Annotated in this window: 31 protein-coding genes, 1 tRNA gene and 1 pseudogene; 2 read left to right on the top strand and 31 right to left on the bottom strand. The window is 60.5% G+C overall.

Annotated elements, in window-relative coordinates; genetic code table 11:
• Window positions 1-136 precede the first annotated feature (136 nt).
• Window positions 137-211: transfer RNA gene (locus tag JN280_RS25965), tRNA-Asn, on the bottom strand.
• 247 nt (window positions 212-458) lie between these two features.
• Between JN280_RS25965 and JN280_RS25960 the strand changes: the two genes are divergently transcribed.
• Complete coding sequence (locus tag JN280_RS25960) at window positions 459-725, top strand: PGPGW domain-containing protein (protein WP_244742076.1); 267 nt, start codon at window positions 459-461, stop codon at window positions 723-725.
• Window positions 726-1,336: 611 nt separating this feature from the next.
• Here the strand turns inward: JN280_RS25960 and JN280_RS25955 are convergent.
• The 8 genes from JN280_RS25955 to JN280_RS25920 all read right to left on the bottom strand — a co-directional run bounded on the left by JN280_RS25955 (window position 1,337) and on the right by JN280_RS25920 (window position 6,933).
• Complete coding sequence (locus JN280_RS25955) at window positions 1,337-2,566, bottom strand: hypothetical protein (RefSeq protein ID WP_202306619.1); 1,230 nt, start codon at window positions 2,564-2,566, stop codon at window positions 1,337-1,339.
• A gap of 247 nt (window positions 2,567-2,813) precedes the next feature.
• Window positions 2,814-3,272 (bottom strand): hypothetical protein, encoded by a 459-nt coding sequence (locus tag JN280_RS25950; RefSeq protein WP_202306618.1) that lies wholly within the window; start codon window positions 3,270-3,272, stop codon window positions 2,814-2,816.
• Window positions 3,272-3,544 carry a hypothetical protein gene (locus JN280_RS25945; protein ID WP_202306617.1) on the bottom strand — a complete coding sequence of 91 codons (273 nt, stop codon included), beginning with the start codon at window positions 3,542-3,544 and terminating at the stop codon, window positions 3,272-3,274. The genes JN280_RS25950 and JN280_RS25945 overlap by 1 nt, the downstream gene beginning before the upstream one ends.
• Window positions 3,544-3,915 (bottom strand): hypothetical protein, encoded by a 372-nt coding sequence (locus tag JN280_RS25940; protein WP_202306616.1) that lies wholly within the window; start codon window positions 3,913-3,915, stop codon window positions 3,544-3,546. Before JN280_RS25940 ends, JN280_RS25945 begins: the two co-directional genes overlap by 1 nt.
• Before the next feature lie 68 nt (window positions 3,916-3,983).
• Entirely contained in the window at window positions 3,984-4,202 is a 219-nt protein-coding gene (locus JN280_RS25935; RefSeq protein ID WP_202306615.1) for a hypothetical protein, read from the bottom strand.
• Window positions 4,203-4,204: 2 nt separating this feature from the next.
• Window positions 4,205-4,609 (bottom strand): hypothetical protein, encoded by a 405-nt coding sequence (locus JN280_RS25930; RefSeq protein ID WP_202306614.1) that lies wholly within the window; start codon window positions 4,607-4,609, stop codon window positions 4,205-4,207.
• On the bottom strand, window positions 4,606-5,568 hold the full coding sequence (locus JN280_RS25925) for a phage Gp37/Gp68 family protein (protein WP_202306612.1): 963 nt from the start codon (window positions 5,566-5,568) through the stop codon (window positions 4,606-4,608). The genes JN280_RS25930 and JN280_RS25925 overlap by 4 nt, the downstream gene beginning before the upstream one ends.
• A gap of 12 nt (window positions 5,569-5,580) precedes the next feature.
• Window positions 5,581-6,933, bottom strand: coding sequence for a hypothetical protein (locus JN280_RS25920; protein WP_244742070.1), 1,353 nt, complete (start codon window positions 6,931-6,933; stop codon window positions 5,581-5,583).
• Window positions 6,934-6,999: 66 nt separating this feature from the next.
• On the opposite strand from JN280_RS25920, the gene JN280_RS39585 reads away from it, so the two are divergent.
• Window positions 7,000-7,143 (top strand): hypothetical protein, encoded by a 144-nt coding sequence (locus tag JN280_RS39585; RefSeq protein ID WP_244742067.1) that lies wholly within the window; start codon window positions 7,000-7,002, stop codon window positions 7,141-7,143.
• Here JN280_RS39585 and JN280_RS40355 read toward each other — a convergent pair.
• The 22 genes and pseudogenes from JN280_RS40355 to JN280_RS25815 form a co-directional block, all read right to left on the bottom strand.
• Window positions 7,078-7,215, bottom strand: a pseudogene (locus tag JN280_RS40355) (hypothetical protein); the annotation flags it as partial. The gene JN280_RS39585 and the pseudogene JN280_RS40355 sit on opposite strands and share 66 nt — an antisense overlap.
• 19 nt (window positions 7,216-7,234) lie before the next feature.
• Window positions 7,235-7,666, bottom strand: coding sequence for a MucR family transcriptional regulator (locus JN280_RS25915; protein WP_202306608.1), 432 nt, complete (start codon window positions 7,664-7,666; stop codon window positions 7,235-7,237).
• Window positions 7,667-7,677: 11 nt separating this feature from the next.
• On the bottom strand, window positions 7,678-8,358 hold the full coding sequence (locus tag JN280_RS25910) for a hypothetical protein (protein WP_202306606.1): 681 nt from the start codon (window positions 8,356-8,358) through the stop codon (window positions 7,678-7,680).
• Window positions 8,351-8,635 carry a hypothetical protein gene (locus JN280_RS25905; protein ID WP_202306604.1) on the bottom strand — a complete coding sequence of 95 codons (285 nt, stop codon included), beginning with the start codon at window positions 8,633-8,635 and terminating at the stop codon, window positions 8,351-8,353. Before JN280_RS25905 ends, JN280_RS25910 begins: the two co-directional genes overlap by 8 nt.
• Window positions 8,632-8,964: a hypothetical protein gene (locus JN280_RS25900; RefSeq protein ID WP_202306602.1), complete on the bottom strand. Its 333-nt coding sequence runs from the start codon at window positions 8,962-8,964 to the stop codon at window positions 8,632-8,634. The genes JN280_RS25905 and JN280_RS25900 overlap by 4 nt, the downstream gene beginning before the upstream one ends.
• Entirely contained in the window at window positions 8,961-9,206 is a 246-nt protein-coding gene (locus JN280_RS25895; protein WP_202306600.1) for a hypothetical protein, read from the bottom strand. Before JN280_RS25895 ends, JN280_RS25900 begins: the two co-directional genes overlap by 4 nt.
• Window positions 9,203-9,889: a hypothetical protein gene (locus tag JN280_RS25890; RefSeq protein WP_202306598.1), complete on the bottom strand. Its 687-nt coding sequence runs from the start codon at window positions 9,887-9,889 to the stop codon at window positions 9,203-9,205. Before JN280_RS25890 ends, JN280_RS25895 begins: the two co-directional genes overlap by 4 nt.
• The gene (locus tag JN280_RS25885) at window positions 9,886-10,344 is read right to left on the bottom strand and encodes a hypothetical protein (RefSeq protein WP_202306595.1); all 459 of its coding nucleotides are present in this window, start codon (window positions 10,342-10,344) and stop codon (window positions 9,886-9,888) included. The genes JN280_RS25890 and JN280_RS25885 overlap by 4 nt, the downstream gene beginning before the upstream one ends.
• Complete coding sequence (locus JN280_RS25880) at window positions 10,337-10,627, bottom strand: hypothetical protein (RefSeq protein ID WP_202306593.1); 291 nt, start codon at window positions 10,625-10,627, stop codon at window positions 10,337-10,339. The genes JN280_RS25885 and JN280_RS25880 overlap by 8 nt, the downstream gene beginning before the upstream one ends.
• The gene (locus tag JN280_RS25875; protein ID WP_202306591.1) at window positions 10,620-11,048 is read right to left on the bottom strand and encodes a dihydrofolate reductase; all 429 of its coding nucleotides are present in this window, start codon (window positions 11,046-11,048) and stop codon (window positions 10,620-10,622) included. The genes JN280_RS25880 and JN280_RS25875 overlap by 8 nt, the downstream gene beginning before the upstream one ends.
• Window positions 11,045-11,302, bottom strand: coding sequence for a hypothetical protein (locus tag JN280_RS25870; protein WP_202306589.1), 258 nt, complete (start codon window positions 11,300-11,302; stop codon window positions 11,045-11,047). Before JN280_RS25870 ends, JN280_RS25875 begins: the two co-directional genes overlap by 4 nt.
• Before the next feature lie 7 nt (window positions 11,303-11,309).
• Window positions 11,310-12,428 (bottom strand): DNA polymerase III subunit beta, encoded by a 1,119-nt coding sequence (dnaN, locus tag JN280_RS25865; RefSeq protein ID WP_202306587.1) that lies wholly within the window; start codon window positions 12,426-12,428, stop codon window positions 11,310-11,312.
• Window positions 12,425-13,270, bottom strand: a complete 846-nt coding sequence (locus JN280_RS25860; RefSeq protein WP_202306585.1) for an exonuclease domain-containing protein — start codon at window positions 13,268-13,270, stop codon at window positions 12,425-12,427. The genes dnaN and JN280_RS25860 overlap by 4 nt, the downstream gene beginning before the upstream one ends.
• A gap of 3 nt (window positions 13,271-13,273) precedes the next feature.
• Window positions 13,274-14,419 carry a hypothetical protein gene (locus JN280_RS25855; RefSeq protein ID WP_202306583.1) on the bottom strand — a complete coding sequence of 382 codons (1,146 nt, stop codon included), beginning with the start codon at window positions 14,417-14,419 and terminating at the stop codon, window positions 13,274-13,276.
• On the bottom strand, window positions 14,419-15,471 hold the full coding sequence (locus JN280_RS25850; RefSeq protein WP_202306581.1) for a PD-(D/E)XK nuclease-like domain-containing protein: 1,053 nt from the start codon (window positions 15,469-15,471) through the stop codon (window positions 14,419-14,421). Before JN280_RS25850 ends, JN280_RS25855 begins: the two co-directional genes overlap by 1 nt.
• Window positions 15,468-16,790: an ATP-binding protein gene (locus tag JN280_RS25845; protein WP_202306579.1), complete on the bottom strand. Its 1,323-nt coding sequence runs from the start codon at window positions 16,788-16,790 to the stop codon at window positions 15,468-15,470. The genes JN280_RS25850 and JN280_RS25845 overlap by 4 nt, the downstream gene beginning before the upstream one ends.
• 28 nt (window positions 16,791-16,818) lie before the next feature.
• On the bottom strand, window positions 16,819-17,523 hold the full coding sequence (locus JN280_RS25840; protein WP_210387822.1) for a hypothetical protein: 705 nt from the start codon (window positions 17,521-17,523) through the stop codon (window positions 16,819-16,821).
• A 124-nt stretch (window positions 17,524-17,647) separates the two neighbouring features.
• The gene (locus JN280_RS25835) at window positions 17,648-17,848 is read right to left on the bottom strand and encodes a hypothetical protein (protein WP_202306575.1); all 201 of its coding nucleotides are present in this window, start codon (window positions 17,846-17,848) and stop codon (window positions 17,648-17,650) included.
• Window positions 17,845-18,045: a hypothetical protein gene (locus JN280_RS25830; RefSeq protein ID WP_202306573.1), complete on the bottom strand. Its 201-nt coding sequence runs from the start codon at window positions 18,043-18,045 to the stop codon at window positions 17,845-17,847. Before JN280_RS25830 ends, JN280_RS25835 begins: the two co-directional genes overlap by 4 nt.
• Window positions 18,038-18,631 (bottom strand): ProQ/FinO family protein, encoded by a 594-nt coding sequence (locus JN280_RS25825; protein WP_202306571.1) that lies wholly within the window; start codon window positions 18,629-18,631, stop codon window positions 18,038-18,040. The genes JN280_RS25830 and JN280_RS25825 overlap by 8 nt, the downstream gene beginning before the upstream one ends.
• A gap of 725 nt (window positions 18,632-19,356) precedes the next feature.
• Window positions 19,357-19,797 (bottom strand): hypothetical protein, encoded by a 441-nt coding sequence (locus JN280_RS25820; protein ID WP_202306570.1) that lies wholly within the window; start codon window positions 19,795-19,797, stop codon window positions 19,357-19,359.
• Window positions 19,798-19,817: 20 nt separating this feature from the next.
• Complete coding sequence (locus tag JN280_RS25815; RefSeq protein WP_202306569.1) at window positions 19,818-20,192, bottom strand: helix-turn-helix domain-containing protein; 375 nt, start codon at window positions 20,190-20,192, stop codon at window positions 19,818-19,820.
• Window positions 20,193-20,195: the final 3 nt, after the last annotated feature.

Genomic DNA, 20,195 nt, shown 5'->3' with positions numbered 1-20,195 from the left:
GATTCAGGCAGCCGATGCGGTGCAGCAATCGGTCAGTAGCCAATGAAAATCCATAGAATGTTGCGCAATTTGTTGCCCCGAGGCGTTAGCCAGCGGGCGCAAAATCGAGAGATATGTATGTAAACTACTGAAGAGGTGGCTCCCCGGGCCGGATTCGAACCAGCGACCAACCGGTTAACAGCCGGTTGCTCTACCGCTGAGCTACCGGGGAACGATAGGGCTCGCGTCGAAACGTGGCTGCCTATAGCAAACCCGTTTCGCGTTTGCAAAGAACCAATCGCATTTTTTTTCGACGGTTTTTTGACGACCGGGCTCTCGCAATGGCGGGCAGGGGGCATCATATGCGGGTTCTTGGCAGAAGCGCCGCCCAACCGTGCCGCTTCGCCACAGGGAGTTCGGGAGAAAAGGCTCTGAAGGACAATCCGGAATCGTCGCCGCGTCCGCCGAAACTGTCGCTCATGGGACGTGACTACGAACTGCCGAAATCGCGCCCCCTGAGGGTGGCCATCGGGACGATTCTCGTGTTCCTCGGCTTCCTGGGGTTTCTGCCGGTGCTCGGCTTCTGGATGATCCCCCTGGGACTGCTCATCCTTTCCTATGAATTCCATATCGTGCGGCGCCTGCGACGGCGACTGATCGTCCGGTGGGAACGACGAAAAGCGCGCAACCGGGCTGCCGGCGGCAATGGCAGGCGCGGCTCCGGTACCTCGGGCTCGCATCCTTAGGGCGATCGCAGTCGGCGTCGATTCGTTCGGCTTCCTGTCAATGCAAACCCGAATCGCCGCCTGGATCTGCGGGTGGTCAATCCTGCGGCCCGGCTGCGGCGGCACCCCACTCTGGCCGCGCGCCGCCGCGGACCTTGCAGCGCTGCGGTTCTTCAGGGCAGATACGGCGTCCTGGCCCGTTTGCGAATCTCGCCAGGGCGCACGGCATCGGAGCTGAAAGTGGGCAGCGGTTTCAGGATGGATCCGATGCTGCGACAAGCGGATAGAGCAGCAGCATCGATTCCATGATTCCTCCGGTGCCCCCGCGCCAACAACTAATCCTGCGTTTGGACCTCCTCGATAGCTCGTTCGATCGATAGAGGCGCGATTAAGTGCGGCGGCCGGGCCACAGCGGACGGCTTTTTGTGCCCTTCGTTCTGAATGACCGTGGGAATTCGTCCGGAATGGAACTCCATCACTTGACGCTAAAAACCCGGCAACCTATTGAAGCCGCGTAGAACGCCGGCAGCGGCGAGGCCTCGTGGCGGAGTGGTTACGCAGAGGACTGCAAATCCATTCCCAGCTGAACAAATTCAACGGCCATTCTGAATAAGGCCCGAAAAGCGCCTGTTTTACTGCTGTTTTCGGACCTTGATTTCTTTATCTTTTTCCGGCCCTTCAGAATGGCCAAAACGCTTCAGCGTGGCATCGAGCACGCGCTTTTCTGTCTCTTTCGCATAGACTCGATAGGCCTTCGACCGGTGCGTCGACAATGCTTTGCCTTGACCTTCGGTTAGTTCGGCTTCTTCGATCTCCGTCATGCCGCCGTGGCGCGCCTGGTCGAGCGTGAAGCCGTTCATGCTGAGATCTTCGGCCATCTCCCTGATCGCCTTCGGCAACAGCGTCGTGTCGCCGAACAGCTGGCCATCCGGCTTCGTCACGATCGACAAGCCGCGGCGCGGAACTTTGGCCAGTATTGCCTCGGCATCGGCATAGAGCTTCACCACCTGGCCATCGACAACCGCCTCCAGCGGGTGGTCGACCTCGCCGCCATTTTTGCGATGCTTTATCTTGATCTTTGTCGGGTTGGCCGCTGATCGATAGTTCGTCCATTGGGCGAAGCCGGCCGAAATCGATGAGGGCCGCATGAACCATTCGTAAGCGAGTACCGCGGCGGCGCCGAGTTCAGGTTTGCCCTTCTCGACCGCGCCCCAAGCGAACTTGTAGGTGCGCTCCCGATCTGCAAAACCCTTCTTGGCCTTTTCGCGTCTTCGTACGGTAACGCCGTTCCAAGGGTTGGGAACTTCCGGCCGAAATAGGGTTGGGAAGTGCGGACGCATGCGATCCCAGGCCGATTCGCAGTAGATGACAACCTTCTCGGCTGACCGCATGGCACCAGAATCCGCGAAGTTGGCATAAATCGCTTCGGCTGCGCTGACCCCAAATTCAGCGACGCGGTAGTCGGCGCAACGCTTCTTGGTCTTCTTTGATGTGACTGCGCAAACCCGTTTGAAAATGCGCTTGTAGTCTGGCCTGGATGGCTCGGATACGCGCTCCTTGAAGGCATCCGTCGTCAGGTAGTGATCGAGTAGCCAGCCGACCGTCCCATATGCGAAATGTTCCTCCAGTGGCCGATCGGTAGGCTCGGGCCGGGCTATCTCTGTGCGCCACTCGTCAAGGCGGCTGTTCCAGAGTTCTGCCGCTTCGTTCAGGTCGGATTGGGAAAGGTTTTCCCCCAGTGGCGCCGATCGCCAAGGGCACCCGGCGTCGACATAGACTTTCGGGCAGGTCCAGTAGAAGCCCGTCGCCCCGGACTTGAGCCTCTTCGGTAAGACGTAGCGAGGCAGGACGAGCTCGATCAAAACTCTGCCTCGGGCAGGTTTCGAACGTCGACGTCTCCTGGGGAGAGTCCAATTGCCCGATCCAGATCCGCTTTCAGCCATAGTCGGCGACGCCCCTTGCCGGAACCAGTGTCGACGACTGGAGCCGGATACTCTGTACCCACAAGGCGCAGAAACGCGTCTGCGGAGCGCTCGCCGACATATCCAGCGGCAACTTCAGGGGTCATCCGCGCCGGCCAGCAACCAGCAGGGATCATAGCAGGCTTGCTCATGAAAGATTATCCCCGTTTTCCACAGGGCTCGAAATGAAGATGAGCGCCAGCAGAAGCGCCTCGATCAGCGCCAGCGCCGGCTGCCCGGCCGGCCTGCGGTCGACGTCAGTCCCGAAAAACTCGACCGGATCGAGCTTTGCTTCCTTCTGGAACCTTGCCTGCAGCGCGGCTCCGTGCACCGGATCGTTGAAATCTGGGATGACCCAGGCGTCGTCAGATACGCTGCACTCGGCGACGCGATAGATCCAGCCTGGCAGCACATGCTTCAGTAGCAGCCTGGCTGCGTCGATCGACCCAGTGAAATGCAAGCAAGGCGGTCTGCCGTTACGAACCGCCGTTCCCCTGAGATTGAACGGCCGAGGCTCTGGCCATAGGGCGCCGAGTTTGACATCGACGTTGCGGTCAGGCCCGGCGAGATTCTCGACGTCGGCCAGGAGGGTCTGAAGATCGGTCATCAAGCATCGTCCGCCGTGTAATAGAGGCCATCGGCAAAGCCCGCCGCACCATCCGGCTTGGCCTCAGAAGCGAGCAGATCCTCGGCCGTGTGGCCGGCGAGCATGTGCGTGCGCACCATCTCCTCGACGCAACGGGTCTTCTCGGCCTCGTTGTAGGCTCGGCTGAACGGACGCTGCGGCGTCGCTCCATGATAGGAACCGTAGAGCCATGCGTTCTGGACGACTTCTCTAAGTTCGTCGATTTCCTTCACCGTATAGGCGCGCTCAACCATCAGCATGCTCCTCCTTGCATGGGCCTCCGCAGCCGCGACCGCTGTCTCCAGGTTTCGCGCAGGATGGCCATGGCGGCTTCGGTGTCACCGCTAACGCGCCAGAGGTCGTTCGCCAGGGTCGTCGCGTCGATGCCGCGCGCGGCCCACCACGCCTTCTCTTTGCCTGTCCGATGTTGAGCGTCTGGCCCGTCGGTATGCTCCCAGGGCGTGATCGGCAGCACAAATCTGTCATCAGCCTTCTTTGACTTGCCGCGCTCGGGCTTGCCGTAGCGGCGATCGGCGAAGTTGATGTGAGCTGCGACGCAGCCGTGGGTGCCAGAGATGACGCTCGGCAGTGTCCGGATCCAAGCAAGGTGGCGCGGATCCTTCACCGCTTCGACGTCCCTGGCGCGGCGCGACGTCGCGAAGGCTGACGAGGGCTGATTGACGCGAGATGCCATCAGTCTGGAAGCCTTTTGACGATGTCGAACATATGGTCTTCGCCGTCCATCCGATATCGGCCGTCGTCGGCGAAGAGGCAGGCAGCACCCGAACCAGCTTCGACCTCACCCACGGCGATGAGTTTGCTGATGTGGCCGAGGTGACGGAATGTCCAGATCGCGCCATTGCGCAGCCGATAGCGGGAGTTTGGAGAGGCTTTGGTGAGATCGAATGCCATGGTCACTGCACCTGGCTCTTGTCGGGAACGTTGGGGTATGGGACCTGACCGTCGGTTGCCCACTCGGTCTTCAGTGCCATGCCGCGCGAAAGCTTTTCCTGGAGCGACTTGTTGATGCTGTTCGACACGATCTCCGCGAGTTGCTCCTGCCGCTCGATCGGTGCAGCGCTCACCGTGTAGGCGGCCATCCGCGCGGCCAGTTCGGCGAGTAGATATTCGTCATACGGAATGCACTCTCGGAGCACGACCTCGAGGCAGAACCGCAGCGTGTTCTGCGCCGCGATGATGTTCGGCATCTCCCGATTGACCGACTGGGACCGGGCCAGTTCTGAGACCTTTGGGTCGGTCTCCTCCTTCACCTTCCGGAAGATCTTGCGGATCGCGGTCCTGTCTTGGTTCGTGATCATGCTGCCACCTTTGGAAATTCGTTGTGCTCGCGGCCGTCGAGCAGGCGGCCGGCACGCTTTTTGCCGACCAATTCTCGAACAGTCGCTCCGCCAAAAAGAGAGAACTGCCGGGGATAGGTATCGACTTCGGTCACCATCGCCGGCAAGAAGGAGGAGTGTGGACCGGCGTTCGCGATCGCATAACGACCTGGCGTCCCTGACGGCACTGGCCTCGCGGGTCCCCATGCGCCCCATTGCTTGAACAGGTAGGCGATGCCGTGACTGGCGCAGAAATCGCGGGTGGCGCGATGCCAGTCTGGATGCGATGGGCGGGCACCTTCGCCGCTCTCGCCGCCGGATACGATCCAGCGCAGGAATTCCCAGCCGGTCCAGTCGATCGGGCCGAGGGCTGGCTCATAGCTCACCCAGGTGAGCCATCCCATTTCGGCCAAGAGCCGCATCGGCTCGCGCCGCTCGTCGGCATGCCGCTGATCCTCGATCGAGCACCCGAGCCAGACGCTCGGCATCGGCAGGTCGATCCAGTCGAGCAGGCTGTTGCAGGCCAAATCGTGGATCCTGCCCGGCAGGTCCTCGAAATAGGAGCGCATCAAGTCCGGCCGTTTGGTGAGCACCTGGTAGATGTGCCGTGGCGCGCTGCCCATAGTGCCGACGACCTTGTCCTGCCATGGCAACGGCACGCGCTCGTAGAACAGGTCGCCATGGGCGCAGACGAAGATCATGCGCGGGTCGCGCCAGCGCAGCGGATGGTCGAGCCATTGCTCGTTGAGTCTGACCTCGCCGGTCCACACAGGGCCGTTCTTGGTGTCGACGGTAAGGCCGGCCCGCGACGGGTGGTGCTTCAGCCGCGTGCCGGCGAGCTTCATTGCATAGCAGCGCTTGCAGCCTGGTGATGTCACCAAACATCCGGTAATCGGATTCCAGGTGGCATCTGCCCATTCGATTTTCGTTCCGTCAGCCATCAAAAGCTCCAGTCAAAGGAAATCCGGTGACAGGCGATAACCGCCATCGACCATTTCGATCAGTTCAAGCTCGACTAGCTCGCGGAGGCCGGCACCAAGGCCACTCGATGTCCTGCTCACACCGGCGCGATCGGCGACTTCTTCTTTCGCGACGATCTCGCCGGCGGCGGTCTCGATCGCCTCGAGCATCGCGGCGTAGGACCGCGGCAACTTTGCTTTGAACGCGGCCGTCCCAGGCGGCGCCGAAAAACCGCTCGGCGGCGATATGGCCACATAGCGGCCACCGCCGCGGTCGACGATCTCGGTGCTGGCAGCTGCCTCGGCGAGGTATTTGCTGTAGGCGCTCGAGCGCGATGACAATCCGGCGCGCTTGGCCGCAGCAACGAGCGTGATGCCGATCGGGTAGGCCGCCTTGATCGCGTTTACGATCTTCCGCGAGCTCGGCGCCATCTTGGAGTCGGCGAACAGATTGGAGTCAGATTGACCTGACACGACGGTTTCCGTCGGGATGGCTGAGCTTGGATCGGCAACTTCGGTAGCGCCGTCGCTCATTGCCCGCTGGGCATAGGAACGCGGGAACGCGCCCGCGCATTCGATCTCGGTCCACAGGCTCGTCCGAAAATCCTCGATCTCCTGCTCATAGCGTCTGGCCAGCACTTTGCGGGCTTCGACGTTGGCCCGGTTCGCTTCCGTCCACGCTGCCTCGTAACCGTCCTTGTGGCCGCGCTCATAACCACGTTTCTCTGCCGAGGCGATCGCGTCAGGGTTCGACTCTGCGCGTGCTTGCGTCGCGGTGGCAGCTCGTTCCTCAGCCGCCGAGGCTTTCGCTAGTTCCGCCAGCGCACGCTGGATGGCCGCCGGCGTCGCCGTCGGCAGAACAGTGCTTCCTGGCTTCGGCGCCTGCGTGTGTGCCCGATAGAGACGCGCACGGGCGGGAATCGGCGAGAGGGCAGGGCCGACGACATAGAATTCGCCCGGCTGGAAGCCCTGCATGTCGACAGCTTCGCTGGAGCGCGGTGCGAAGCCGAGTAGGTCAGCGACAGAACGACGGTCCGCGCTCTGCTCAACCCGGCCAAGGAATTTGTTCTCGCACTGGCCGAGTACGTCCTTGTTGATCAGGCTGAGGCGCTGGGTGGCGAAAATGGCGCTGAAGCCACGCTTGCGACCGGCCGTTGCCAGGTGGGTAACCGCCTCGCTGGACGAGGCGACGCCTTGCTGCGGTGCCCAAAGATGTCCTTCGTCGAGCATGACGACCGTCGGATGCCAGAGATCCGATCTGGCGCGCATCATGCCTGCGATGAATCGGCCGATAAATGACCGCTTCTCCTCGAGTGTCCAGTCGCCGATCTGCAGGACGGTCGACACACCTACCTTCAGGAGTGTGAGGGCGAGGTCGCCCGGGTCCTGTGACTTCGTCAGTGGCGCGTCGCCATGGTCGCCGCCGATGATCGCATAGTCGCGCTCTTCGGTGCGGAGTGTATGGAACTCGTCCTCGACATCCAGAATGAGATGCTGGAACTGTCCATAGGTCGCCTCAAGGAGAAGGCGAGCGCCATTCGACTTGCCAGAGCCTGACGCGCCCTGGAGGAGGGCGCGCTGGCCGCGGAAAGCGTCCAAGTCGAAACCGATGTTCTCAGCAATCTTCATCCTGGGATCTCCTGACGTGTCAGGCCGCCTTCCGCTTGCCGAGTCCGCTCGCCTTCGCGAGAACGGACCGCCTGGCTGCATAGTTGGCCGCTACCATGGGATAGTCGGCCGCAAGGCCCCACTTCTTGCGGTACTGCTCCGGCGTGAGATCGTAGTGCGCCATCAGATGGCGCTTCAGAGACTTGAACTTCTTGCCGTCCTCCAGGCAGATGATGAAGTCGTCGGACACTGACTTCTTGATGGGCACCGCCGGCTCCTGCGGTGCCTGGGCGGGCGCGGGCGCCGTGCCGATCACCGCCGAGCTGACGGCCGAATGGACTTTGCCGATGAACTCGACGATGGCATCCGGAGAGACCAGATTCTTGGTGACCGTCGCGCAGACGATCTGGGTCGTATAGTCGAGCAAGATCAATTCACGTTCCGCCAGAATGTTGTCGTTCAGTTCGCTCATGTCGTCGCTCCTCAGTTATGGCCGGTATTGGCCGATTCAGTCTCGATGTAACCTCTCTTGACGCACTCGAAGTAGAGCGCCTTCAATCTGCAAAGATCTTCCCACGCGTCGTGCCGGCCAGGCCGCGGAGCCATGCCGAGCATGATCTCGCAGGCCTCGTCGAGAGAAGGCCACTTGTAGTCGCCACCGCCTTCGAACTCGCTCGGCAGTTTGCAGGCCATCTGGCAGACCGGAACTTGGAGATTGACGAACTCAGTCAACGGACGCCGCAGCCATAACCGATCGTAAGTGTTCGATGGCTTGTTCTGTGAGATCGCGAACCGGGCGAACAGACTCGAGAGGATCTTGCCGTCGAAGTCGCCGAACGTTACCACCTTCAGCGCGACGTCCATAGGTGCCGTCTTCAGCATGTCGGTGAGGGCGCCAAGCGCGCGGGGCTCAGGTATGCCAATCTGCGACGTTGCCCGGGCCGATATCCCGTGGACGTTGACGGCGTTCTCCTTTGCAGTGCGCCCGTCGGCCTTGATGACGAAAGAGAAGAAGTTGATGAGCTCCTCGGCATCGTTGCAGAGCGCCGCGGCGATCGACATCGCCCACGGCTGGCCCGGGTCATCAATGGAAAGGTCTTTCCGATAGAGTCCTGAGGTCTCGGTGTCGATGAACATGACGGTCGGCGGGGAAAGATCACGCATTGGCAGTCTCTTCGCCGAGATCGATCGCGGAAAGGTGGACGCCAGCCTTAGGCGAGCCACTTGAACGCATCACCCTGCTGATGGTCACCTCGACCGCTTCGGCTTCGGCCGGACCGGCGCGGTCAGCGAAGCACGATTCGATCGCAGCATCGGGTGTGCCTTGCATGACGATCATGCCTTGGCTCACTACCAACCAGTTCACGATAGCGGCGATGCGGTGCGGCGAGACGGTTGTGACGAGTATCTCGCCGCGCTCCTCGATAGCCCAGCCCTTCATAGCCCCACCTCCTCAAGGAAGGCGTCCAGGCCTTCGGGCTTCTCGGGCGCCAGGAACGGCGCCTTGATGTAGGTGTCCCAATGCCGGTTGAGCTGATCCGAGAGCCGGTTTCGAATGGCGCGCATCCTGGATGTCTTGAGCACATCGGCGGTTCGCCCGATTCGGCGATCCCACTTCTTGATCTCGCGCCAGTAGCGGCGATGCTCCTTGCGAGTGGCCTCTGGCAAGGTTCGGAAGCACCTTCCGCAGATCATCTCGCCGGGGAATTCGTCGGCGGGGCCGGTTCGCCGACAGCGCGGGTTGATGCATGGGGTGCGAGCTTCGGTCATGGCAGTTTCCTCGAAGCCATCCCGGGCTTTGCCTCTTGGACTGCCGCGACGAACTCATCGCGATCCTGATCAGTCGCGAAGTAGAGAACTAAGGGAAGCGTTTCCGCCAAGCGATCGTCGGCCGACCGGCCGACCTCGGCCAATACAAAGGCCACAAGATCATCAACGGGCGACCCCTGGCGGAGAAGCGCGTTTGTTTGCATCTCGCCCAAGAACTGCTTGCATCTTTCGCGGAGGCTCATTTCGTCACCTCGTCGATGTTGCCGAGAATCGGCTTGAAGGTGTAGGCCGTGACCCATGGGTTGACGTCCCAGCCGAATCCGCGCTTGGCGTTGAGGCTGTTCCACAAGCTCTCATAGGCTGAAGTGGCTGATATCGCCGTGCGCGGCTTGCTCGGATCGCTGTACAGGTATTGGCCAGGGATCAGGAACTCGGGTCCCAGAGGCGAGCATCCCTCCGCGATCGCATCCTCCTCGCTTATCTCCTGCAGCCGCTGCACGCGGACATCGGTGACGGTCAGGGTGATGCGGCTGGCCCAACGCGGGTGGAACATGCCCGGTCGTCGCTTACCCCAGCACCTGGCATTGTCAAAGGTTCGGTCTTCCTCACACTCGATCTTGTTGCCGGCAGGGATGTCTTTCGGTTTCCAGCGATCGAAGGTCGTCTCCGCACGCCACGCCTCCCGGACGTAGAGGCGATCGTCGACACTGTAAGGTGGCAACTTCACTGGGCCGCCGCACTGCTGATCGTACTTCCCGATCGGCCACACCAAGCCGTCGAGTATAGTCTTGACGACCTCATGATCCCAATCGGGTTGCGGGGTAAGAATCCTCCTGGTCTGCGTTTTGCCGGTGCCTGGCTGCTCGATCTCGCGGAGGAGCGCGCGGACCATCGGGCTCGAAAACAGGATGGGAAGGTTCTTCATTCTGCGGCGCTCCGGAGACCGGCCGTACGCCAGTCAGGGAATGGGACTTCGGTGTCGCGCTGCCAAAAGCGGTATCTCCAGCCTTGGAAACCGTTTATGTGCGCATCTATCGTCACTGCTACGGCATCACCGCGCCGGCAGATGCACCATTGGTCAACCTTGTGAGACGGTGGATCGCGGTCGATCTCGGCGACGTCGAGGTAGACGCCGCTCGGCGGCTCCGCTCCGTGCTTCTGATCGAAGCTCAGTCCGCGCAGCGCCGTGACTGGCGCATAACCGCGGAGCCTGCCGTGAGCTACGACATAGAGTCGCTCGCCAGGCGCGATCGGCGGCCGAACGCGATTGGTCAAATACCAGCCCCAGTCGACGCCTGACCAAGGCTCACCAGCAGGGTCGCCCTCGGCAATCCATTCATCCCAAAACGTCTTCGGACAGGTAACCACCAAATCAGGCACGGCCTACCATCTCCATGTATTCGAGCATGTCCAGTTGGTCGGGCGTCATGCAGATCGAGCACGAGACCGTGTCCCGCTCCGGGTCGAGAATGGCGTCGGCGAGAAAACCGCTGCGCTGGCAGGCCCGGCATCGCCAGGTCGAAAAGAGGATGGTGGCAGCCCGACTGTCGCGCGGGGTTCGCTCGATTGCCTGGGCAAACGTTTCTGTGTCAGACAGGGGAGGAGCCATCTCCTCCCATGCCGTGAGAAGATCCGCCAGCGCGTTCGTAACCGAGTCAGCCAATTCCGTCCCCCCAGCTAATCCCGTATGCGTCGAACGGGAAGAAAACGTGTCGGTGATCGTCAGCAGGATCGTTGTCGTAGTCGATCGCCGAGATCAGCTTCAGTCCGTCGACGAATGGCGCAAAGGCGCGGTAAGTCGCGGAGCCACCTGCCACCCAGATCGGCCACCCAGGATAGAGCCGACCAAGATCGGCAATAACGGATGACGGCCTGTGATGTCGCTCGAAGTTCCGAACGATCCGACCCAAGAACCGCGATGGCTTCTTGATCAGATCGTGGTAGGTTCTGTGGCCGAAGACAATGACGCCGCCCATAGTCTGGCGCTGGAACCACGCCAGATCGTCTGGCCTACTCCAAGGCAATACGCCATCACGACCGATCTGGCCTCGACGTCCGACGGCCGCGATGAGATTGACCGTCACGCGCTGCCCCTGAGCTTGTCGGCGGCTCTTTGGATGAAATGCGCCGCCTTAATAAGGTCGCGCAGTTCCTCGCCCTGGCGCGATGATCGCCCGAACCGCTTGATGTACTTCTCGGTTTGACGCAGACATTCCTCTGGCGAGTAGTCGGTCACCAGATCGGCGCCTTCATCGCCATATTGAGGAATGACATATTCCTCGATATGGTTCAGCACTTGATCGGAAAAGGCCTTCCACTTGTCACCCTGGATGCTCATAGGCCCCTCACACGCGCATTGGCATCAAAACGATGAGAAGATCCTTCGCCTTCTCGTTCGTGAATAGGGCAGGGCTGCCGGCGTCCTCCAGGTTGACCGTGGTCTCGCCGGGGCCCATGACCGCCAGAACGTCCTTCAGATAGTTGGCGTTGAAGCCGATCTCGAGCGGGTCTGCATCATAGTCGATGTCGATCATCTCCTCGGCATCACCGCTGTCCGGGTTGTTCACCACCAGCTTCATCTGGCCAGGCTCGATGCTCATCTTGACGGCCTTGCCGCGCTCGGACGATATCGTCGCGACGCGGTCGGCCGCCAGCGAAAGCGTCTTCGAGTCGACCTTGGCAAAGCGGTTGTTTGCTTTCGGGATGACTCTCTCATAGTCGGGGAACGTTCCGTCGATCAGCTTTGACGCGATGACCGTGCCGCCGAAGCTGAGGCGGATCTTGGTATCGCTGGTCTCGACTGCGACTTCGCCCTGTCCGGCAGCCTTTGCGAGCTTCAGAATCTCGCCGACTGTCTTCCTCGGAATGATGATGCCCTTCATTCCAGCGGACCCTGAAGGTGCTTCGACCTGGCCGCGGGCGAGGCGGTGCCCGTCAGTCGCGACCGCGCGCAGCACGGACCTCCCACCGTCATCCATGGTATGGAGATAGATGCCGTTCAGATAGTATCGCGTCTCCTCGGTCGAGATGGCGAACTGCACTTGTTCGAACAGGGAAAAGAGCGCTTCGCCCGTAAGGTGGAATTCGTTGGCGAAGTCCCCTGCAGCGAAGCTCGGATAGTCTTCAACTGGGAGAGTGTGCAGCCCGAACCGCGACCGGCCCGAAGATACCGTGACGGACTGCGAGTCCGACATTGTGAAAGCGATGTCGCTGCCGCCGGGGAATTTTCTGGCGATGTCCGACAGGAGGCGAGCCGGCACGGTTGTAACGCCTGGGTCTGTCACGTCCGCCGGTGCAGTGAGAGTCAACTCAAGATCGAGGTCGGTCGCTCTGAGGGTGACCATGCCGGTCGCGGCCTCAACGACCATGTTCGACAGGATAGGTATGGTATTCCTGCGCTCCGACACGTTGCCGACTGCGGTGACGGCGTCTGCGAAGGGCTTTGCCTTTATGGTGAATTTCACAGCGGAAGCTCCGTGGCGGGAAGGTGATTGTTGTCGTCCAGGCCGTTCGCGTGGAGCTGGCGCTCCAGATCCATTCGCTCGTATTCGAGCCGTTGATCGATCTCGCGCTGCTCGAGATGGTAGCGAGCGGTGTGCACGTCGTTCTCGCGCCTGGGATCATCCGCCATAATGCGAATGATCCAGCGCAGCATCCCGCTGTCCACCTCGCTATAAGGCGTACCCTTGCCGTCGTTGCGGTAGTCGCCGATTTTGCAGCGCGGAAGCAGCGCTGGCTCGCCGGTCCATTTCGCAAGCTCAGCGATTGTATGCCCATCGTTGAGGACGTCGCGCAGAAGGAAGGCGGTCGCATAGGCATCAGGGAAAGCCCGGTGCGCCGGCAAAGCGCGCTCTCTCTCCAAGCCATCCGGGTTCCGCCAGTAGCGCAGCCCCATGTTGCTGTGCGACGGCGCCGCGGGAAACTTCCGGATTGCCGCCTTGTAGGTGCAGATCAGCGGCTTCCCGCCGCGCAATTCGTCCGAAAGCCATTTGGCCTCAAAGTCCGCACCGTGAGCAGCGAAGGCGATGACCCCGTCGCCGTCAAGAAAAGCTGGAAGCGCTTCTCGCCACGGCCGTCCGCCGGCAACGTCCTCGTCGATGATGTGGTGGACCGCTGACGTCTCTGGCGGGATCGGACAGCCTGGATTTACAAGCTCGCTGAACCCTCCGAAAACTTCCCAATCGCACGGCTCACCGAGCAAATCTGCCGAGTTGGCGACAAGATCGCAGTAACCAATCTCGACAAGCCCGTGCTCCGGCGGCGCGTCGCCGGAGGATTCCAGGTCAATAACGCGAACACGCAGCATTAGTCACAGCCCTCCAAAGCTTTCATGGATGATGCCTTCGATCTCATCCATAAGACCTTCGGCCGGAATCTTGCCCTCCACCCGCTGGTTGTTCAGGTTGAGGATCTTCGCTGCGAGCTGGTGATCGGCGGTGCCTTCCTGCGGCTTCTGGTAGTCCTGCCAGAACTGGGCATGAGCCTTGCGGATGTTGTCGGCCGACTGCATTCGGCAGATCGAGCTCGCATACTTGCGGAATATTTCGGCGGGGAGACGAGTCTTGGGTTGGGCGTCTCCCCGCCGGTCGTCGCCCTGGGTACGGGGGGCTGTGGTTGAAGGCGACGACGAATTGGTCTTCTGGTTCTCGGCTGTTCGTTGCTGCGCAGCCTCGGTCACGACCTCGCCGGTGGACTGGTCCACCCGCTCCATCGGAACGCTGGATCGATTGTCGAGAAGCGGATTGCTGGCCGCGGTGATGTCGCGCGCGCGGCTGGAGCGGGCGGTGTGCTCGACCTCGTCGAACTCGTCCGGCGTGTAGACGCCGAGCATCAGGCCTGGCGAGAACTCGCGACACCACTCGCGGGCGCCGCGCTCGCGGAACATCTTCTCCTCGTCCTTGTTCCAGTTGTCGTTGACGCCACCCTCCTTGTTTTTGGAATGCCACTTTTTCAGCGTGCCCCTGGTGATCCGATTGCCGGGCGTTTTCATCAGCGCCTCGATCTCGGGTTCGCTTAGAGCCTTGCCATCCTGGTTCGCGAAGGGCTTGTCACTGACGTACACGCGCCTTTCCATGGTGCCGGCGTCGCCGAAGAAGCTGTAGCAGAGATCGAAGCCGAGGAACTTCCTGATCACCGCGCGGACGAGCTTCCCCTCAAGAACGAGCTTGCCGTATACGAAGGCGGACGCCTGGGCGACGGCGAATGGGTCAAGCTTCCAGTTCGATGCTTGGTTGGCAATCATGAAGCAGTTACCACGCGTCTCGAGATATCTCTCCTCGGGATTTTGGCTCTTGCTCTTCAGGTGGTCCGGGAGCGTCGTGGCCCGTGCCATCACCTCCGCCACCCGCATGACCATTTCGAAACGCTCGACGTCGAAGATGCTCGCCGGCGCGAAGAAGTCGGCCTCCACAACGTCGGTTCCGTCCTGCTGCATAATGGTGAGCTCGTTCGACATCAGTTCTTTCCGAAGTAGGAGGGGAGGTCGTGATCTTCGATGGTCATCGCCGGCCGCATCGGCGGCCATTCGTTTTCATCGCCGTGCAGGCCGCGCAACTCGATGTAGCGGTCGATCGCGTCCTCGACCTGGTTGGCGGCCGCCTCTTTGGCAAACTTCGCCTGCCAGTCGATCACGAGCGGCTGCGGCGCACCGGTCGACTTGATCATGATCCAGATCCACTTCGGATCGTCCCGCGCGAAGCATTCGGCGAGAAAGCCATCATATGGCTCCGGCCCGAACACATATCCCGCCTCATGAAGTGCCTTGGCCTTCCGCCAGGCCCGCAGATAATCGGCGGCCTGCAGGTCATAGCGCATGCGGTTGATCGTTTTGATCGCCGTGCCCTCGATCTCGCCGGGGAAGATTGGGGCAAAGCTTTTCAGGTCGACGATTGCATGAGTCAGAAACCGATCGAAACGCGCCTTCAACCGGACGCCGCGGTCCTCGTAGAAGATCGAGACTTCTGGCGCGCCGGCAATGAAGGTGCCGTCCTGCATGACGGCCGAAAGGAGTGGATCTCTCTGCACCCAGCGCGCCGCGATTTCGATCTGAGCCCAGCGCTTCGGTTTCAGTGGAGTCTTCCCGCTGTTCTGCTCCTCCCACTTCGCCTTGATGACTTCGGCGATTGCCTGATTGGGGTCGATCCGCTGCACCAGCTTGATCAGCTCAGCCTTGCTGTATTTTGAAAGATACTCTTGGCCGTAGCTGTCGAGCCACTTCTTCAGGTCAGCCACGGTGTCGAGTGCGTCTTTGCAGGACGACTTATCGAACTCCTGGCAGAACTTCTCCTCGAAGGCTGCCCGGCCTTCCAGCACGCGCTTGTGCAGCGCGCTGCCGAAGATCAGCGCGTCGGTGTCTTTGTCCTCGCCGTAGAGACGATCGAATTGAAATTCGTAGGCGTCCACCGCGATCGCCTTGATTGAGCTCGAGCCGAGCGCCGGGTCGGCGTGGTAGGCCTCTTCGCCCAGATCGAAGTAGATGCCGGGCGCGTGGATGACGGGCTCGGTCATTCCGCCGCCTCCGCTATCTGGCCACGGACCATGCCATCTTCAATGATGATGGCGCCCGGTCGATCTTCTTGGCCGACCGACTCGACCCACACCTGGAACTGATGGCTCTCCGCCATCTCGGCGAGCAGCTTCATTGAGTTCTTGTCGAGAAGCGACCCATCTCGCACCAGCAGGATGCGCAGCCGCGGGTTTGCCGCCATGGTGAGTGCGATGGAGGCGCGGAGCTGCTCGGCTGTGCTCGCCTGATCGAACGGGAAGCCGTTGAGAAGGACCATGTCGTCGCCGAAGCCGATACCATCGACCGGCATCTTGGCGGCAGCGATCGCCTTGGCCTTCTCCTCGTCAATCAGCTCGATCTGGACGGTCAGCTTTTTTGCCTCGCGGGCCGACTCCGCAGCTTTTGCCTCAAGATCCATGCGCTGGCGCTTCCTGGCGACAAGCGCATTGACCCGGCGCGCCTCGTCGATCGTGGCGCGGACCGCCGCCGTGTCGATCGGTTCAGGCAACGGACCGGCTTCTGCGAGCCTGTCCTGCTGCTCTTTGATCCATTCGCGATCGGCCGCGACCGCTTCCTCGAGACGCGCGATCTCGGTGCGCAGGGACTCGATCTTGGCCAGCGTATTTGTGACCATGGTCTCCCTGCGCCCGATATCGTTCTGCAAGGCCTCGCGATTGCGCTTGCGGGTCTCGATCGAGACGTTGTGGGCGCCGGCTTGCTCCAAATCGGCGACCAGAGACGATTCATCGACCGGGTTGTCCGGCGTGTCTTCCGGCACGATGACGCCGTCGGCTTGGGCGGTCAGATCCTTCGTGCGCCTGTTCACATCGGTCCGCTGATCGAAAAACTCCTTGCGCCTCTTCGCCGCAGCGTCGAAGTCATAGCCGGCAACGAACTGTTTCAGTTGGTCGAACTGCTTTTTCGGATCCATGCGAGTGAAGGCGAGGGGATCGAAGCTCAGTTCGCCGACGATTGCATCGAGCATTTTCTGCGGCGACTGCGCCCGCATCCCTTCATCGTTTTCGACGACCAGCGTCGTCGTGAACGATCCGTCTTCCTGGCGCGTCATCCGCCGGGTGACCGTGAGCGAGCCAAGATTAAGCGTCACGCGCGCCTTCTCTTCGCCCTGGCGGATAGGATTGGCCTGGATATGCTCTTTCCCAGAGAGGGCCCAAAAGATCGAGTCCAGGAGCGATGTCTTGCCGGCGCCGTTCTCCCCAGTGATTTCGACCACGTTTCCGCTAGGCTCGATCGCCACGGCCTTCAGCCGCTTCACATTCTCGGACTCAAGGCGAACAATCTTATAGGTCTTCTGGGACATTCCAGGCTCCCGGTCGATCAGAGGCGCGTCACTTGGACGGCTTCGTGTTGATGTTCTTGTGCTTGTGGACGATCACTTCACGCGACGCGCCGAGACCGCGAAGGTCGACGCCGGCATCCGCCAGCGGAGCCTGTAGCGCGGCGATCGATGCCTTGTCGGCAGCAATCAGACGCTGATGCATCGACAGTTCTTCGCTGCGCGACGTCCGATTTTCTTCGATCGCACGGATGATTTCCGCCTCTTTCTCGGCCATTTCCTGGTGAAGACGCGCCAGCTCGCCCTGCAATTTGGCCTCGTGGATACTCTGGCCCTCGGTGATGCTGCAGATCAGACGCTCGCGCTTGGTGATGTCCGACTTCAGGATCTCGAGACGGGCCTGGATGGGATCGCGTTTGAACTCGTCTGCAAGCCGATCCTGCGCGTCCGAATGCTGTTCGACCGAACCGATAGCCCGAAGCACAGGGCGCCGGGGCGGGAAGGAGGCAGACAATTCAGCATCCATTTCTCCGGCGAGTTGAGCATCATTCATTGCGTCCTCTCCTTCTCCGTTGGAGCGCTGCATAGCGCCGTTGCGTCTGTCAGTTCGACGTACCGCGCTCTCGCGAGCGCGATGAAGTTCCGATCGTCGTCGAACTGCATGATAGTCTCCAGCGCCACTTTCAGACGCTGACGAACCGCTTCTTCCACGCTCATGATGGCTCACCAAACCGACAGCGATCGGCCAAGGATCCACAGTCCTGTACCGAGCGCGCACATCAAGAACACGAGCCAAAAGACGACCGCAATCAGGATACCCTTCATCGCGACCCGGACTGCGCGCTCGGTCAGTTCCATCTCCGGAAAGTCGAAAGGATTCCTCATGGCCGCTTACGCCTCATCCGGTTGTGCAGATGCATAAAAACTTTCCGGGCGCCGGCATGCTTGAGCTTGGCGGCGATGCCGAGCGCTCTGCGAATGTGAAACAGGGCCGCGTAACGGTCGCCGAGACGGTAATACCGTATGGCCTCCATGGCTTCGGCCATCATGTCTTCGCGCTGAAGGCAGGAGATAGTGCTCATGGTGCCGCGTCAACATAGACGAGACTCCCCGGGTGGCACGGGAGCGAGAAGTTGCTGCCGTCGAAGCGGACCTGGACGTAGTGTCCTTGGGACCTGTCTTCGGGTGTGATCACGCCTTCCTTGCGCGTCTCGTCGTGCATGACACGACGACCGATCACTGGTTTGAAGGAATAGTGATCGCGAACGTAGTCATACATTTTGCGGGCCCTCCAGTTCGGCGATTCGCTTCTCCAGATCCGCGATGATCGGGCGCAGTTCCTCCTGCTCCTTGATCATTCTCGCGGTGCTGTCAGTGAAGCGTGTCAGCTCATAAGCCGACCTCGCCTCGTCCAGATCTGCCTTCAGTTTTTCCAGATTCCGATCTGTAGACTTGGTCGACCGGGTGATTTCCTCGACTACCTGGGCTTTGATCTGAGTGAGAGACGCCCGGTCGCGCTGGTATTGACGGCTTCGCTCTTTTCGTCGCTCTTCGCGCCAGTCGTTGTAGTGCTCGTCCTTCTCGGTGACAGTGCCCGCGGCACTGCCGTTAAGGTCGACCCTGACAACTCCGGCTTTCATGGCCCTGGCGTATTTCGGCCCGGTGCAGTAGTCGCCGATGGCTCGGCGCACGAATTCCTTGTTGAGATCCGGAGCTGCTGCGAAAACGTCATCGCGGATCCCAACCTTCAGCGGCAATTTCGTCGGATGACCCTTCGCCATAAATGCTGCTGGGAAGCGCCTCGACAGAACGATCCGCATCGCCTGGATCTTTTCGCGTTCAGCAAATGTCGTCTTCTTGGGCATAGCTCTCCCTCAGACCCGCCCCCGGCGGGACGAGGCCTTTCCGGCTCGTTCCGCCTTGGGAGGTTCACATCACGGCCGGGGCTCTTCTGAGGTGAAGGGACACACTTCCGTTGGACGTCTAGATTGAAAGCATATCTTTCAATCGAGCGCAAGCGCTGTCAGCATTGGTGACAAAATTTCTGTTGACGCGGTTGGGAGCTGGTGGAAAAAAGAAGCCCCAGCTCGGGTTTCCGGGCTGGGGCAGGTGGCAAAAAGGAACACTGGTAAACAGCGCCCTAACTCGAAGCGGGATATACCCCAAGCTGTTTTCCATGACAACACGTTTCTGTTGCCGCCTGGGCTGCAAAGCACAAGAAGTTGCGATTGGCCCTAAGGCCTCACACCAACATCTTGTGTTGATTGCGGTCAGCGGCGACGGGTGCAATCCCCGCCGGTGAAGCTGCAGGCGCGGGGTCGAAAGTCCTACGGCGCCGCCGGAAACTGAGGACTTCGCTACCCGAGAGGGCGCGGGGCAGCTCTACAGAGGCTCGTCCGAGTTTCAGGAGCGCCATAGGATCCCGCCTCCTTACAGGCCAGATGCCTGTGGGGTAGGGGGTCTTATGGCAGATACGAGGGCTGAACCGGTTTCAAGAACTAAGGGATGGCAAAGACCGATGCAACGTTACCGCCGACAGGCAATGCTCGGTCGGCGACAACGGAAAGCAAGTCTGACGCCGGGTCAGTGGCTAGTTTCTCATCCTTGACAGGGCGGAGTTTGTCTTCGCCCGGATTATTGCCAGTTCCACGGGCGAGATCCTAAACGCGAATGGTGCCAGGCCGTCAGGAAACTGCATTTGATAGACCAGTTCGGCGGTTTGTGGATGCATGAAGACATCGAACTTTGATGGGCGTGGTGCATTCCTGCGGAGGTCGAAAAGTCCTCCTTTGCCCAAGTCGTGCATCAGACGAAGCTGCTCCATTTCCCCTGCTATTTTGTCCAGTTGGCGTCGCAGAGCATTCAATTGCCAGTGCCCGAGCGTCGTTTTCACTCTCCAGCCGCTAAGGTTGAATGAAAGATCGACCGATCGTCCATCGATTTCTATTACCGCATTGAGATCTTTGTGAAGTTCACTGTACTCAATTGCATGTACGTCTGCCAAATATGGCAGATTACGCGTTGCCATCATGCCTCCCCGCCTCTCGGGACCTAAGAACTCTTTGCTTTGTATTTCTCCTGACGACGTTTAACCATCGCTTTTATATCCAGGATTAAATCGTCCCGGTCTTCTGGCGGCAGTTGGCTAATTGCGTAATCTATTCCATGAGCTGGGTAGGGGACGCCCTTACCTGTTGCAAGCCAGTCAAAAGAGCAATCGGTTTCCATTACGATGCGCTGGAGGTTCTCCAGCTTCGCGCCCCAGCCGATTTCCCAGTTGCCGACCGCACCCCGAGACACACCTATCTTCTCGGCGAATTGATCCTGCGTGAGGTCAAGGATCTCACGCAGCTCCCGGATCCGGGCGCCGATCTGAAGCTGCTCTGGGGTCGTTTCTCCCCGTTTTTTGGTTTTGCGTGTCAGCATGAT

The sequence above is a fragment of the Mesorhizobium sp. L-8-10 genome, from assembly GCF_016756635.1.
GTDB lineage: Bacteria > Pseudomonadota > Alphaproteobacteria > Rhizobiales > Rhizobiaceae.
This window is presented reverse-complemented; position numbering and strand designations above follow the sequence as displayed.

Excerpts from the sequence above, each read along its gene's own strand:
- JN280_RS25960 (WP_244742076.1), top strand. The coding sequence starts at position 459 with ATGGGACGTGACTACGAACTGCCGAAATCGCGCCCCCTGAGGGTGGCC.
- JN280_RS25950 (WP_202306618.1), bottom strand. The coding sequence starts at position 3,272 with ATGACCGATCTTCAGACCCTCCTGGCCGACGTCGAGAATCTCGCCGGG.
- JN280_RS25945 (WP_202306617.1), bottom strand. The coding sequence starts at position 3,544 with ATGGTTGAGCGCGCCTATACGGTGAAGGAAATCGACGAACTTAGAGAA.
- JN280_RS25935 (WP_202306615.1), bottom strand. The coding sequence starts at position 4,202 with ATGGCATTCGATCTCACCAAAGCCTCTCCAAACTCCCGCTATCGGCTG.
- JN280_RS25930 (WP_202306614.1), bottom strand. The coding sequence starts at position 4,609 with ATGATCACGAACCAAGACAGGACCGCGATCCGCAAGATCTTCCGGAAG.
- JN280_RS25925 (WP_202306612.1), bottom strand. The coding sequence starts at position 5,568 with ATGGCTGACGGAACGAAAATCGAATGGGCAGATGCCACCTGGAATCCG.
- JN280_RS39585 (WP_244742067.1), top strand. The coding sequence starts at position 7,000 with ATGGTCGCCGCCGATGATCGCATAGTCGCGCTCTTCGGTGCGGAGTGT.
- JN280_RS25915 (WP_202306608.1), bottom strand. The coding sequence starts at position 7,666 with ATGAGCGAACTGAACGACAACATTCTGGCGGAACGTGAATTGATCTTG.
- JN280_RS25910 (WP_202306606.1), bottom strand. The coding sequence starts at position 8,358 with ATGCGTGATCTTTCCCCGCCGACCGTCATGTTCATCGACACCGAGACC.
- JN280_RS25905 (WP_202306604.1), bottom strand. The coding sequence starts at position 8,635 with ATGAAGGGCTGGGCTATCGAGGAGCGCGGCGAGATACTCGTCACAACC.
- JN280_RS25900 (WP_202306602.1), bottom strand. The coding sequence starts at position 8,964 with ATGACCGAAGCTCGCACCCCATGCATCAACCCGCGCTGTCGGCGAACC.
- JN280_RS25895 (WP_202306600.1), bottom strand. The coding sequence starts at position 9,206 with ATGAGCCTCCGCGAAAGATGCAAGCAGTTCTTGGGCGAGATGCAAACA.
- JN280_RS25890 (WP_202306598.1), bottom strand. The coding sequence starts at position 9,889 with ATGAAGAACCTTCCCATCCTGTTTTCGAGCCCGATGGTCCGCGCGCTC.
- JN280_RS25870 (WP_202306589.1), bottom strand. The coding sequence starts at position 11,302 with ATGAGCATCCAGGGTGACAAGTGGAAGGCCTTTTCCGATCAAGTGCTG.
- JN280_RS25860 (WP_202306585.1), bottom strand. The coding sequence starts at position 13,270 with ATGCTGCGTGTTCGCGTTATTGACCTGGAATCCTCCGGCGACGCGCCG.
- JN280_RS25855 (WP_202306583.1), bottom strand. The coding sequence starts at position 14,419 with ATGTCGAACGAGCTCACCATTATGCAGCAGGACGGAACCGACGTTGTG.
- JN280_RS25850 (WP_202306581.1), bottom strand. The coding sequence starts at position 15,471 with ATGACCGAGCCCGTCATCCACGCGCCCGGCATCTACTTCGATCTGGGC.
- JN280_RS25845 (WP_202306579.1), bottom strand. The coding sequence starts at position 16,790 with ATGTCCCAGAAGACCTATAAGATTGTTCGCCTTGAGTCCGAGAATGTG.
- JN280_RS25835 (WP_202306575.1), bottom strand. The coding sequence starts at position 17,848 with ATGAGCACTATCTCCTGCCTTCAGCGCGAAGACATGATGGCCGAAGCC.
- JN280_RS25830 (WP_202306573.1), bottom strand. The coding sequence starts at position 18,045 with ATGTATGACTACGTTCGCGATCACTATTCCTTCAAACCAGTGATCGGT.
- JN280_RS25825 (WP_202306571.1), bottom strand. The coding sequence starts at position 18,631 with ATGCCCAAGAAGACGACATTTGCTGAACGCGAAAAGATCCAGGCGATG.
- JN280_RS25820 (WP_202306570.1), bottom strand. The coding sequence starts at position 19,797 with ATGATGGCAACGCGTAATCTGCCATATTTGGCAGACGTACATGCAATT.
- JN280_RS25815 (WP_202306569.1), bottom strand. The coding sequence starts at position 20,192 with ATGCTGACACGCAAAACCAAAAAACGGGGAGAAACGACCCCAGAGCAG.